This window comes from Vibrio hepatarius, assembly GCF_043642085.1.
Lineage (GTDB): Bacteria > Pseudomonadota > Gammaproteobacteria > Enterobacterales > Vibrionaceae > Vibrio > Vibrio hepatarius_C.
Genome location: NZ_JBHZSA010000002.1, coordinates 73,276 through 86,091, shown reverse-complemented (window position 1 = coordinate 86,091; position 12,816 = coordinate 73,276). Strand labels below are relative to the sequence as shown.

The 12,816-nt window shown below is 44.9% G+C and carries 11 protein-coding genes; 7 read left to right on the top strand and 4 right to left on the bottom strand.

Annotated elements, in window-relative coordinates; all coding sequences use genetic code 11:
* Nucleotides 1-8: 8 nt before the first annotated feature.
* The 5 genes from ACHUFZ_RS03550 (at nt 9) to ACHUFZ_RS03530 (ending at nt 5,435) form a co-directional block, all read left to right on the top strand.
* The gene (locus ACHUFZ_RS03550; protein ID WP_394125913.1) at nt 9-407 is read left to right on the top strand and encodes a hypothetical protein; all 399 of its coding nucleotides are present in this window, start codon (nt 9-11) and stop codon (nt 405-407) included.
* 12 nt (nt 408-419) lie between these two features.
* On the top strand, nt 420-1,844 hold the full coding sequence (locus ACHUFZ_RS03545) for a DUF4832 domain-containing protein (RefSeq protein ID WP_394125912.1): 1,425 nt from the start codon (nt 420-422) through the stop codon (nt 1,842-1,844).
* A 541-nt stretch (nt 1,845-2,385) separates the two neighbouring features.
* Complete coding sequence (locus ACHUFZ_RS03540; protein ID WP_394125911.1) at nt 2,386-3,822, top strand: glyceraldehyde-3-phosphate dehydrogenase; 1,437 nt, start codon at nt 2,386-2,388, stop codon at nt 3,820-3,822.
* 213 nt (nt 3,823-4,035) lie between these two features.
* Entirely contained in the window at nt 4,036-4,248 is a 213-nt protein-coding gene (locus ACHUFZ_RS03535) for a hypothetical protein (RefSeq protein WP_394125910.1), read from the top strand.
* A 20-nt stretch (nt 4,249-4,268) separates the two neighbouring features.
* A complete protein-coding gene (locus ACHUFZ_RS03530) occupies nt 4,269-5,435 on the top strand; it encodes an alpha/beta hydrolase (protein WP_394125909.1) in 1,167 nt (388 codons plus the stop codon).
* Nucleotides 5,436-5,494: 59 nt separating this feature from the next.
* Here the strand turns inward: ACHUFZ_RS03530 and ACHUFZ_RS03525 are convergent, their stop codons facing one another.
* Nucleotides 5,495-7,267, bottom strand: coding sequence for an amidohydrolase (locus ACHUFZ_RS03525; RefSeq protein ID WP_394125908.1), 1,773 nt, complete (start codon nt 7,265-7,267; stop codon nt 5,495-5,497).
* Nucleotides 7,268-7,564: 297 nt separating this feature from the next.
* Here ACHUFZ_RS03525 and ACHUFZ_RS03520 point away from each other — a divergent pair, with 297 nt between their 5' ends.
* The gene (locus ACHUFZ_RS03520) at nt 7,565-8,050 is read left to right on the top strand and encodes an acyl-CoA thioesterase (protein ID WP_394125907.1); all 486 of its coding nucleotides are present in this window, start codon (nt 7,565-7,567) and stop codon (nt 8,048-8,050) included.
* A gap of 142 nt (nt 8,051-8,192) precedes the next feature.
* Nucleotides 8,193-8,438, top strand: coding sequence for a hypothetical protein (locus tag ACHUFZ_RS03515; protein ID WP_053440814.1), 246 nt, complete (start codon nt 8,193-8,195; stop codon nt 8,436-8,438).
* A gap of 329 nt (nt 8,439-8,767) precedes the next feature.
* On the opposite strand, the gene malG is transcribed toward ACHUFZ_RS03515, so the two are convergent.
* From malG to malE, 3 genes are all read right to left on the bottom strand, one after another.
* Nucleotides 8,768-9,658 carry a maltose ABC transporter permease MalG gene (gene malG / locus ACHUFZ_RS03510; protein ID WP_394125906.1) on the bottom strand — a complete coding sequence of 297 codons (891 nt, stop codon included), beginning with the start codon at nt 9,656-9,658 and terminating at the stop codon, nt 8,768-8,770.
* 12 nt (nt 9,659-9,670) lie between these two features.
* Nucleotides 9,671-11,245, bottom strand: a complete 1,575-nt coding sequence (malF, locus tag ACHUFZ_RS03505) for a maltose ABC transporter permease MalF (protein ID WP_394125905.1) — start codon at nt 11,243-11,245, stop codon at nt 9,671-9,673.
* A 74-nt stretch (nt 11,246-11,319) separates the two neighbouring features.
* Nucleotides 11,320-12,501, bottom strand: a complete 1,182-nt coding sequence (gene malE / locus ACHUFZ_RS03500) for a maltose/maltodextrin ABC transporter substrate-binding protein MalE (RefSeq protein WP_134835923.1) — start codon at nt 12,499-12,501, stop codon at nt 11,320-11,322.
* Nucleotides 12,502-12,816: the final 315 nt, after the last annotated feature.

Sequence of the window (12,816 nt, the reverse complement as noted above, 5' to 3'; positions counted from 1 at the left end):
CAGTAAAGATGTCTAAGCAGGAAAAACAAAGTAGAGCAGTACAGCAGTTTTATACATTGCTCGATAAAAACACCCAAGAAAACCTTACTCAAGAGCAGAAAGAAGCGATTGAGCAAGCGTTAAATACGGTCAGCCTCGTCAACAGACAACCTGTTGATATTCGTAAAAGCTTTCCGTTTTTTGGCAAACGTTATTTCTTTGTGTTCCTTGCCGGTAAAGACCGACGTCGCCTACCTCGAGATAAATTCTCTCTTTCAGAGTACTTAGTGCTTGTTATGGTAGTGCTACTCATATTGTCAATGGCTTCGCTTTCTGTTCTTGCACTCTATTTATTAAAGTCCGCTGTCGGAATCGACATCTTCCAAGATTATTCCTTCGGCATATGGGACTGGTTTAAAAGTTTGTAGGTAAAGAAATTTATGAAGAAAAAGCGCATCAGCACACTCGTGCTAACTTGCCTTGTTGGCGGAGCATCCGTTGCTCCGTTTGCAATGGCAAATCAAGACCTTAATGTCCAATACCCAAAAGAAATAGACTCTATCATCGTAAACCCCGGCGTCGGTATTGAAGCCTTTCACAATGGCTGGGGTAGCCAACTCACTTCAGAGCAATACCCAGAAACCGGCATTGACTACTATCGTTTTTACTGGAATGAAATCGAACCGCAAGAAGGTCAATTCAACTTCGAGATGATTGATTCACTATTTCAGATGAACCAATCCCTACCAGAACCTCGCCACATCGCCTTGCGCTTCATGACCATGGATGAACCTTATTCTGGTACTAAAATCCCCAACTGGCTGGTTGATAAAGGCATCAAAGGTAAATGGGTTTCCAATGGCAAAACATTCGTACCCGATCTCGATGACTCTACCTATCTCTATTACGTAAAAACACTCCTAGACGCACTGGGTCAACGTTACGACGGTAATAAGCACCTTGCCCATGTAGACATCGGCATGGCTGGCTCTTGGGGAGAGTGGCACAACAGTAACTTCTCTGAGCTGCCTCCGCTCAATGAGCGCTATTCTCCAGAACAATTAAATTACATCGTTGACTTACATTTCCAAGCCTTTCCTAAAACCAATAAAATCATGCTTATCAATGCCGGTGAGCCCTTGGCTTATGCGGTAGGAAAAGGCGCAGGCTGGCGAGCTGACTGTCTGGGTGATTGGCATCACTTTTCGACCACGTGGAGCCATATGGATGATGACTACCCGTATCGAATCGGCCAAGCTGAGCAGACCACGACAAACTTCGACAACGCTTGGCAACACGCGCCCGTTAGCTTTGAGGTCTGTGGCAATATGCAAGGGTGGTTAAACGATCAGAAATATACACGCGAAGAAGTCAAAGCAACCTTCGATTGGGCGCTAGAAAACCATGCTAGCAGCATTAACTTGAAATCATTAGAAGTCCCAGCCGAATACCGTGACATCGTTGATAATGCGATGAAAAAGCTCGGTTTCCGCTTCCGAGTTAATAAGACTCAGCACCCATACTCGGTCAATCAAAATGAAACTTTGGTGATTGAAAGCGAGTTTATTAACGAAGGCGTTGCGCCAACTTATCAACCTTACGCTGTGCACTATCGACTCATCTCTAGTAAAGGCGTGATCATTCCGCTTGGTAAGGACTCGCAAAATACGGAGGAGTGGCTACCTGGTACGCATGTTTCTAAGATCAGCAAACTCCTTCCAAACGAAGTTCAGGCTGGCACTTACTCAATTGAGATCGCCTTGCTTAATGACTGTGGTGAGGAGGGTCTAACACTCGCCAATGAAGGGCAACAGCAAGATGGTTGGTACCAACTATCAACAATTGAAGTCCGCAGTGCAAACTAATCAAGTAGCAAGCTAATCCTTGACCCCTATATCGATTACGCACTTTAATTTGTGTAGGTATAGGGGAAGTCTCTTCACTCGCCCCCTATCCCCCAACAACCAAGACAAGATCCTTAAAACGTGATCAACAATCAATCCATTTCTTAATATAAAGAGTCGTAATTGCGTAATCCTAACCTCTAGTCCTATATCCCCGCCTCTATGTTCACGTTTTTAGTAGCAAAGTCGATCACGATCACCAAGGATATGAGAATAAGTCATATAAGTTACACAAATAACGTGCTTCAAGTGTTTTTTTACGCGAATTAAGCTCGATGGTTTGCTAAAGTCAATACGATCCTCGCCCAACAAAAACCAGTGTATTACGCCAAAAATCATTTCTTATACAGCAAATATAGGCCTAATTAATTTTCCTAGCAGAATAAGATATTAAGCCTTACAATCCTGCCGCATAAAAATTACAAAATTAATACAACCTCTACTCACTCCCTACAAGTTAAGTAGAGTCAGCCCTCAAAAACGTGAAAGGTCCCCGAATACAATGAGCCCAGAGAAACACCTCTTAGATTGGCAAACGAGCCAAACGATTGCGGAAACTATCTCTCCACTTCTTGGTCAACTGTACCGTCATAAAGGCGTCGAAGTATTACTTTTTGGTAAAACGCTGGTCAACGCAGCAACTATCGATATTATCAAAACTCACCGTTTAGCTCGCCGTTACACTGGCACAGCACTGACTCCAGAACAAACTCTTCCTCTAATTAAAGCTCTGGCTGAAATGGAACTTTCTCCATGTCGTATCGACATCGGTCAATTAGCTCACCAGTTCTGGCAAGGTCGCGATGACGACCACGGTGTGAAAGACTTTTTACACACTTCTCTAATGGGTGCGATGAACGGTGAAACCGTCTCTGAACCACGCGATGTAGTCCTTTACGGCTTCGGTCGTATCGGTCGTCTACTCACACGCCTATTAGTTGAGAAATCAGGCCCAGGTTACCCACTACGCTTACGTGCGGTTGTTGTACGCGGAGGCAAAAAAGGTGACTTAGAAAAACGCGCAAGCCTACTACGCCGTGACTCAGTGCATGGCCAATTCAACGGCAGTATCATTGTCGATGAAGAGCGCAAAGCAATCATTGCGAATGGTAACTACATCCAGTTCATCTACGCGAACAAGCCAGAAGAAGTGGATTACACAAGCTTTGGTATCAACAACGCTCTGGTTGTCGATAACACTGGCGTATGGCGTGATACTGACGGCCTTGCTCAGCACCTTGAATGTAAAGGCGCAGAGAAAGTTCTACTGACTGCACCTGGTAAAGGTGACATTAAGAACGTGGTATTTGGCGTTAATGACAACGTTATTGAAGCAGAAGATCGCATCGTGTCAGCAGCAAGCTGTACGACCAATGCCATCACTCCTGTACTGAAAGCGGTTAACGATAAGTTCGGTGTTATCTCTGGTCACATCGAAACCGTTCACTCTTTCACTAACGACCAAAACCTGATTGATAACTTCCATTCAGGCGAGCGTCGTGGCCGTAGTGCATCGTTGAACATGGTACTGACTGAAACAGGTGCAGCTAAAGCAGTAGCGAAAGCGCTTCCTGAACTGGCTGGCAAGCTAACAGGTAACGCGATTCGAGTTCCAACTCCAAACGTTTCAATGGCAATTGCTAACTTGAACTTAGAAAACGGTACCGATAAAGACGAGTTAAATGCTTACCTACGCGAAATGGCGCTAACATCAGAGCTGTCTGCACAAATTGACTACACAGACTCGACTGAGATTGTTTCTACTGACCTAGTAGGCTCTCGCTTCGCTGGGGTTGTTGATGGCGCTGCAACTATCGCTCAAGACAATCGCTGCGTACTTTACATCTGGTATGACAATGAATTTGGTTACAGCTGCCAAGTGGTACATTGTATGGAACAGATGATGGGCGTTCGCTTTAAAACGTACCCAACCAAATAACCGAATATCGCTCCTGACTGCGGTCGGGAGCAAAGCTCCACAACACCTATACTTATTATAATCCCCCTTTGTTTGCCACTTTCACTCGTTGAAAGTGGCTTTTTTGATCATGTATCCGTCATCAATAAACAATTTCCCTCGCTTTGATATCTCGTTCATGTTCGATTCATTTACTAGCGGGTATTCTAACTACATAACTAAGAGGTATTGATTATGAATAGAGTAATTTCAGGTATTTTCGCCCTTTTCATTGGTATGTTTACCTTGGTATTTACCTTGATCCTTGCGATTCCATTGACCATAGCAGCACTCATCACAGGTAAAAAGATTGAGAAATCTCTAAAGATGAATCGTTCACCTTTTTCAGCTCAGCAGTCATCTAAAACTTCTGTGCTTGAAGGAGAGTATGAAGACGTATCAAAATAAGAAGAAAAATCGACTATATAATGCGTAAGAAAACCGCTTTTGCTTTTTATCTCGCTGCCGCAGCCACCGCTTTGATAGTTGTTGGCTGTACGGCACAAACACAAGATCCAGCGTTCGAAAAAGCGCAACAACTGCCAAATCACTCTCAAAGTAGTTTTGCCCAATACATCAATGACACTAAGCAATGGCTCGCGCAAAACCGACTATTTATCACCAATAATAAGGCCGCTGAGCTAGAACTTGTCGCTCCGAAAGAGTATCGACCAGCAAAGCCTAATGGTCAGGGCGTGTTGCTCGTGCATGGATTGGGGGACTCACCCTATTCGTTCACCGACATTGCCACTCATTTATCTGAGCAGGGCTATTTAGTCAGAACGATATTGCTGCCCGGTCACGCAAGTAAAGTCGGCGATCTCCAACTTCCAACGCTTGAAGATTGGCAAGACGTAGTACATCACCATATTGAGTTACTGAAAAAAGATACTGATTCGGTGTGGCTAGGCGGTTATTCAACCGGAGCAAACCTTGTGACGTCAGAAGGTCTGGACGATGATTCGATCAATGGCCTACTGCTGTTCTCTCCAGCACTGCAGCCAAATTCAAGTGCCGTTCAATTCGCTGGCTTAGCGAGCCACTTTGTCACTTGGGCAGATCAAGATCCTGAAGATAACCCGCTACGCTATAACTCATTACCGATGAGTGCTGCCGCCGTCTATTATCAGACATCGGCCGTTGTTCAGCAGCAACTTGAACATGCTAAGTATGATAAACCTGTGTTTATGTTATTGAGTGAAGGGGACAAGGTCATCAGTACACAATATGCGATTGATACCTTCTCTAACGCAATGACAAACCCAAATAGCCACCTTGTCTGGCAGGGTGAACACAAGCTCAATGATGCTCGCTCAACTCAATTCACCATGAAACTGCCAGAACAACGTATCTCTAACGGTTCGCACATGGGATTACTGTTCTCGCCAAACAACCCAAACTATGGTGTTCATGGTACAAACTTGATTTGTAGTAACGGCCAAGCAGCTGAGGCTCAGTGCACCAATCGAGACGATCTTTGGTTCTCAGCTTGGGGTTACATCGAACCCGGAAAAACACATGCTCGATTAACTTATAATCCGTATTTTGCGCAGAGCATGGCCTTAATGGATAAAGTCATGGCACCGAACTCTTAACCCAAATCTCTTATAGACTCGAAATAGTAAAACGCCCAGCATTGCTGGGCGTTGTTATTTTATTTATCGATTGGGAAAAGCTTACTTTCAAACACCGTCGCGTAAATCGGAATGTCTTTAAGTTTATTGATATCCACTTTATACGGGTCTTGCTCAAGGATGGTAAAGTTGGCTTTTTTACCTACCTCAATACTGCCTAGCGTATCCTCCATACCCCATGAGTAAGCTGCTTCAATCGTAATACCGCGTAACGCAGCATCAAGAGAAAGAGCTAAGTCAGGGCGTAGAACTTTGCCTTCATTGGTTTGGCGAGTCACCGCGCTCCAAGCAAGAAGCAGCGGATCTGACGGTGCCATTGGCATGTCTGAGTGTAGCGATACAGGGATACCTTCTTTCTCAATCGTTGCTAAGCGAACCATGGCATGCGCTCGCTCTTCACCAAGACCCACTTCACCAAAGCGCTGACCAAAGCCGGTAACGTAGTATGGGTTCACACTGATGATTGCGCCCAGCTCTTTCAACTGTTTGACTTGCTCATCAGTCGAGTTAGCAAAATGAACGATGGTAAAGCGATGATCTTCTCTTGGATACTCAGCTTGGCGGCGCTTCATAATCTCTATTAGCTCTTCAACGCCTTTATCACCATTTACGTGTACGAGAATTTGGTAATCTTGCTCCCAAAACGCTTTGGTAATAGCTTCAACGTCTTCCGGCGTTTGAATCCATTCGCCATGGTGACCATCTAGGTAGCCATCTTTCATTTTCATCAACTGAGAGATGATAGCGCCATCAAATAGGATTTTGATTTGCTTATCAAAATAACGAACCTTGCCCTCTTCCGGCAGTGTCTTAGTCACTTCTTCAACCGCTTTAACGACGCCCTCTTTACCTTTCATCAAGAACGGCGTTTTACTTTCTGGAGTAAAGAACGAGTACATTGGCGTTGATTCTGCGCCTAAAATTCGTAGGTAAGTGTCGATCATTTCAGGTGGGATAAATGCGCCCGGCTCATTGTAAGCCGTTACGCCTTTTTGATGCAGCATCTCAACCATCTGATTCAAACCGAATTCAAAGCGCTCCTTATTACCCAAGTCAGTATAAATACGCGGCAACAGATAAATCAGTGCGCCACCTTCCCAGAAGTGACCACCAGCCAGATCCGATTGCGCTATAACTTCTTCGCCTTGTTTATCGATATCTGCTTGATTCAAGCCGTATTTCGCTACAAACGCACTGTTGATGTAAAATTCGTGCGCAGAGCGATGCCAAACCGCGATTGGACGCGTCTCTGAGATGGTATCTAAGATCGCTCGGTTTAACTCACCGTGGAAAAAGTTATTGTAACCCCACGTCCAAAGCACCTCATTATCATCAGGTATCTCTGCTTCAACCGCTTTTAATGCGCTCAAGTACGCTTCATGGCCCGTAACGGCTGGCCAAGTGCGACTAGGTAGTTGCCACTCTTCTGGCGCAATTACTGGCATGCTTAGTGTTAACGCCCCTAAAAACGGGTGGAGATGTTGCTCAATAAAGCCCGGCATAACAACGCGCTCACCAAGATCGACCACCTCTACATTAGGGTATAACTGCTTAGCCTTATCTTTATTGCCGACAAACTCAATGGTACCGTTTTCATCGGCGAACACTGCTTCAGCTCTTGGCTGCTCGTCATTCATAGTAATCATTGTCGAACTGACATAAAGCGTCCCTGCCGCTGGCTCAGCTTGGGTAGTCTGATCGACTTTTTCAGCTTGGCCACACGCCGCAAGTAATGTCGATATACCAATCATCGATGCCGCTACTAACGTCTTTTTCATCTTAAACTGTTTCATTTGTTCTCTCTTCGTCTTCAGGCATTAAACTGCCTTGCTCCAATAAAGCGCTCTAAATAACCACTGCTAGGCGAATCAAACTACTATTACCTCATAATTGATATGCAATTAATGTAGGACATTGCTTCAACCTTATTTTGTATCAAATATGAGAATACTTACTTTAGGAACAGACTAACGTGACCCGAGCTAAAAAGGCTTATTTACGTAATGAGTGAATATATGTTGCAGAGAGTTAAACGCTTTGTTATTTAGTTAAATGTAAACATAACACCTATAACAACAAAGGATTGACAGATGAGTAATGGTCAACGAGATATAACCCTTCGCTTTCTAGCTGAGCCCGGAGATGTAAACTTTGGCGGTAAGGTCCACGGCGGTGCCGTAATGAAATGGATCGATTTGGCCGCTTATGCCAATGCAGCCGCTTGGAGTGGCAAATATTGTATTACCGCGTACGCAGGTGGTATTCGATTTGTGCAACCAATTCATGTAGGTAACTTGGTCGAGGTTAGTGCCAAGGTCATCTATACAGGTAAAAGCTCAATGCACATCGCGATTGATGTTCAAGCAAGCGATCCTAAAGAGCTTAAAAACCGCCTAACTACTCACTGTATTGTGATTATGGTTGCGGTCGATGAGAGTGGTAAGCCTACTGAAGTCCCTGAATGGGTACCTGAAACACTAGAAGATATTGAGCTTCGTGATTCGGCTATTCGCCTAATGAACATGCGTAAACAGATTGGCGAAGAGATGGAAGCACATGTGAAATATCTAAAATAGCTTCGCTGCACTAATCTTCCAAAATAGAGGGGCCGCCCCTCTATTTTTGTCAGCATCTTGTAAACCAATCTCACTGTCATCTTTCTTTCATCTTTGTTTGCTTAAATTCGCCGGCAAAGTCATAAAAATGAAGGAATATTGCTTGAGCCTTGGTGAAACTACCCTCAGTGAATCAACTCTCTCAAACCTGAAAGCCGTCGAGTACCAATGGGTAAGAACCATGTATGTCGAAGGGTATGCCGATCAAGAGATCAACCACTACATCCAAACCTGCTTTGGAGGCGACGCCGTGTTTGCTGATCTGTTTCGTAAAGTCGCACTCTCTCAAGAAAGTATCTACGTTTTACTTCGCCACCTAGGTTGTGCCCCATCTAGTCGCGAGCTTTAACTCGCACACCGTGCACAGCACCGCAATTTAGTGCAAAAAGTTGCACCATTTCAATAAGTAACCATAGGCGCGTCGCATCAATTTAGACGTGCAGTGGTGCTGTTTGTCTCAATTCTTATACTCACATTACTGGCGACAGACACAAAAAAACCCGGGACAAACCGGGTTTTGGTTACAAAAACTGTTAGTAGTGAAATAGTAAGGAATCTAGCTAACAGCCAGCTATGCGTAACGCCAGAACTGTACTTTTCTTAACTGATCGGCGGCCAAACCAAAAGTGTTAAGCGAAGTACAAGTGGGCGGCCATAAGGTCGCCCTTATTGTTCTTATTAACCTTTCACACCACCAGACGTCAATCCTCCGACTAACCAGCGCTGTGCAAGTAAGAATACAACTGTAATAGGCATTGCAGAAAGAACTGCTGCTGCTGCAAAATCACCCCAAAGATAATTCTGAGGATATAGATACTGCTGCATACCTACTGCTAATGTATACGAGTTTACATCAGAAAGTAGTAGAGATGCCACTGGAACTTCACCCACCACCCCGATGAATGACAGAATGAACACTACCGCTAGGATAGGTACAGACAGAGGTAATAGTACTAATCTAAAGGCTTGCCAAGGGGTTGCGCCATCCAGAGCCGCCGCTTCTTCTAACGAGCTATCAATCGTTTCAAAGTAGCCTTTAATTGTCCAAACATGCAAAGCGATGCCCCCTAGGTAAGAGAAAATTAGGCCGCCATGCGTATTCAAACCTAGGAATGGAATGTACTGTCCCAACTTATCAAATAGGGCATAAAGTGCCACTAACGCCAACACCGCAGGGAACATCTGGAAGATCATCATCGCTTTTAGGATGGTGTTCTTACCTTTGAAGCGCATACGAGCGAACGCATAAGCTGAAGTCGTCGACAGAGCAACAATCAAAATTGACGTAATGCCTGCCACTTTGACCGAGTTCCACAACCACGTAAGTACTGGGAATGGTGGTGGCGTTACCGAGCCATCCGCATTCGTGACCGAAAAGCCTAGCGCCAGCTTCCAGTGCTCCAGTGATGGGTTGTCTGGGATAATACTGCCCGTTGCGAAGTTACCCTCACGGAATGAGATCGCGATAACCATCAATAATGGGAAAATGATTGACGCTAGGAACAACCACATCACGATATGCGTTGCCCATACACGGTATTTAAGTGATTTACCTTGTACCATTGCCATTGGAAACTCTCCTTAATCCTGAGACAACTTGGTGAAACGTAGGTTGATAAGCGCAAGCGCACCAACAAGCAGGAAGATAAGTGTCGCAATCGCACTTGCCAAACCGAAGTCTTGGCCACCAGCACCTTCAAACGCAATACGGTAGGTGTAGCTTACCAATAGGTCGGTGTAACCTGCAGGCTCAGACGTACCAATCATGTTTGGACCACCTTGGGTCAATAGTTGAATCAGTACAAAGTTATTGAAGTTAAATGCAAAGGCAGCAATCAATAGTGGCGTTAACGGTTTGATCATCAGCGGCATAGTGATCTTACGGAAGTTATCGATGAAGTTTGCTCCATCAATCGCAGACGCTTCATACAAGTCTTCAGGAATCGCTTTTAGCAAGCCCATGCATAGAATCATCATGTAAGGGAAGCCGAGCCAAACGTTAACGATAAGCACCATGGTTTTAGCCAGGATAGGCTCAGAGAACCACGCTGGGCTGATGCCAAACAATGACTCTAGCACCATATTGATCTCACCAAAGCTCTGGTTGAACAAACCTTTAAAAATCAGAATGGAAATGAACGCTGGAACCGCATAAGGCAGAATCAGTAGTACGCGGTAAATCGCACGCCCTTTCAGCTCTTCCCACTGCACAACACTTGCGAGTACAAGACCAATCACAACCGTTAAGCCCACGGTCAGCGCCGAGAAAACCACCGTCCAGATAAAGATACTGACAAACGGTTCTTTGATGCCTTCATCTTTCCACACACGTTCAAAGTTATGCGTGCCGATATCGACAATAAAACCTGGTGACACTGTAGCGCCGATAAACTGACCATTTTCATCAACAGGCTGGTAAAAACCTACCTCCATATTTGGCTTCAGTAGTTCACCGGTAAGGTTGTTGTGAAGTGATATGCCATCTTCTTGCAAGGTATAGAGTGGTACCACTGCGGCAAATTTACGTAGGCCACTCATACGGATGTCTTCACCCGATGGCAAGTGCAGATCAATAGCACCCAGTGCGACTTTGTTTTTGATGATGGTTTTGATTTTTTCTTTATCACCAGCAACAGAGTCTACTTGGTTCAAGTCCATATCCGTTGCCGCGGTCGATTCAAGATCAAAAGCTTGAGTCGCAAACAGTTGATCGCCTTTTTTAATTGCTAAACGGTGACCATTATCAGTTTTGTAAAGGGTAAACGGGTAACTATCGCCACTTTGATAAGTGCGATCTATTAAGACGGTTTGCGCGCGCTCATAAGAAAGTTGGTTTTTCGCACTGTAGTTTGTGAAGGCAAGACCTACGGTATACGCCAAAGGAAATAGGATAAACAGGATCATGCCTGCAATACCCGGATAGATATAACGGTGGGCGTAAGTCTTTTTACTACCGAAAATGAATAATGCGAGTGCGGTTAAAATCAGGGTAAGTAGGGCAAATGCCAACTCACCACGAGAATACATTAGGATAGTCGCGTAGCCATTAAGAATACCGATAGAGCCAAGCAGCCCCCACTTAATGAACACTTTCTTACTAGATGGCAAGCTCGCTGTTTGAGATGTCATAACATCTGTACCTTGAACTGACTGCATAAAAGAACCTGCTAACGATGATAGTACTTAGAAACGAAGGAGGGGTTGCCCCCTCCTTAAAAGTGAGGAAAAAACTATTTAGTCATCTGTTTTTCAGCGTCAGCTAGAGCAGCATCCACTGTTTGGCGACCATCAACGATATTGATGATTGCGTTTTTCGCGCTACCCCAGAAAGCATTCATCTGAGGGATGTTTGGCATGATTTCGCCATTCATTGCGTTGTCCATTGTTGCTGCAATGCGTTTGTCCGCATCTAGCTCACGTTGGAATGAGTTAAGCGCTACCGCACCTAGTGGCTTGTCGTTGTTTACTTTACGTAGACCGTCATTAGTCAGTAGGTAGTTCTCGATGAACTCAACCGCTAGATCTTTGTTTGGTGATGCTGTGCTGATACCTGCAGTCAGTACGCCAACGAAAGGCTTAGAAGATTGACCATTGAACTTAGGCAGAGTCGTTACGCCGTAGTTGATGCCAGACTTCTCGATGTTGCCCCACGCCCAAGGACCGTTGATCGTCATCGCTGTCTTACCTTGGTTAAACGCAGACTCAGATACTGAGTAGTCCATATCTGAAGAGATTACGCCTTTATCAACCAAACCTTTTACAAAGTTCATTGCGTCTTTAACGCCGTCAGCTGCGATACCAGCATCTTTTACGTCATAGCCAGCTGAGCCATATTTAAATGCATAACCACCGTCAGCAGCCATTAGAGGCCATGTGAAGTACGGTTCTTTCAGGTTCCACATGATTGCAGACTTGCCATCCGCTTTTAGCTTGGCATCCATCGCTGCAACTTCTTCCCAGCTTTTCGGTGGGTTAGGAACAAGATCTTTGTTGTAGATAAGTGATAGAGATTCAACCGCAATTGGGTAACCAATCGTCTTACCATTGTATTTCACAGCATCCCAAGCAAAATCAACAATGCCTTCTTTTAGCTCTTGCGAAGGGTTAACTTCAGCAAGTAGACCAGCTTCTGCGTAACCACCAAAACGGTCGTGTGCCCAGAAAACAATATCAGGACCGTCACCCGTAGCCGCTGTTTGTGGGAATTTGTCTTGAAGCGCATCAGGGTGAGCAACGGTCACTTTAATACCTGTGTCTTCTTCAAACTGTTTACCTACTTCTGCAAGTCCGTTGTAGCCTTTATCGCCATTAATCCAGATCGTAAGTTGACCTTCTTCGATAGCAGCATTTGCACCAAATGAGCCAAGAGCAACAAGTGTTCCGAGCGCGACTGTGCTTAGGGCGTTTTTCATGTTCATATCCTTTTTATATTTGTGTTGTAGGGTTCGACCGGTGGTTTCGCCTTATTTCATCGCTTATTTTCAGCCAAACTGACAAATGACTCATCCTCCTACTCCCTACGCCCTAGCTATTATGTACTATTTTCGTGATCCTCATCGTGACGGGTTAGAGATTGGAGTCACAAAACCGACCCCGAATGTGATTAACTTCACTTAGATTGCGTGATTTTTTTTGAGCTCAGTCTCTCTACTCTGTCTACTCCTCCGTTCTGCTCCTCCCTAACTACTCCCCCTTTAAATAATTTAGCTAGGAGGATGTCGCGCAAC

Bases quoted from the DNA above. Each gene is read 5' to 3' on its own strand.
- ACHUFZ_RS03530 (WP_394125909.1), top strand. From the start codon at position 4,269: ATGCGTAAGAAAACCGCTTTTGCTTTTTATCTCGCTGCCGCAGCCACC.
- malE (WP_134835923.1), bottom strand. From the start codon at position 12,501: ATGAAAAACGCCCTAAGCACAGTCGCGCTCGGAACACTTGTTGCTCTT.
- malF (WP_394125905.1), bottom strand. From the start codon at position 11,245: ATGCAGTCAGTTCAAGGTACAGATGTTATGACATCTCAAACAGCGAGC.
- ACHUFZ_RS03525 (WP_394125908.1), bottom strand. From the start codon at position 7,267: ATGAAACAGTTTAAGATGAAAAAGACGTTAGTAGCGGCATCGATGATT.
- ACHUFZ_RS03540 (WP_394125911.1), top strand. From the start codon at position 2,386: ATGAGCCCAGAGAAACACCTCTTAGATTGGCAAACGAGCCAAACGATT.
- malG (WP_394125906.1), bottom strand. From the start codon at position 9,658: ATGGCAATGGTACAAGGTAAATCACTTAAATACCGTGTATGGGCAACG.
- ACHUFZ_RS03520 (WP_394125907.1), top strand. From the start codon at position 7,565: ATGAGTAATGGTCAACGAGATATAACCCTTCGCTTTCTAGCTGAGCCC.
- ACHUFZ_RS03550 (WP_394125913.1), top strand. From the start codon at position 9: ATGTCTAAGCAGGAAAAACAAAGTAGAGCAGTACAGCAGTTTTATACA.
- ACHUFZ_RS03535 (WP_394125910.1), top strand. From the start codon at position 4,036: ATGAATAGAGTAATTTCAGGTATTTTCGCCCTTTTCATTGGTATGTTT.
- ACHUFZ_RS03545 (WP_394125912.1), top strand. From the start codon at position 420: ATGAAGAAAAAGCGCATCAGCACACTCGTGCTAACTTGCCTTGTTGGC.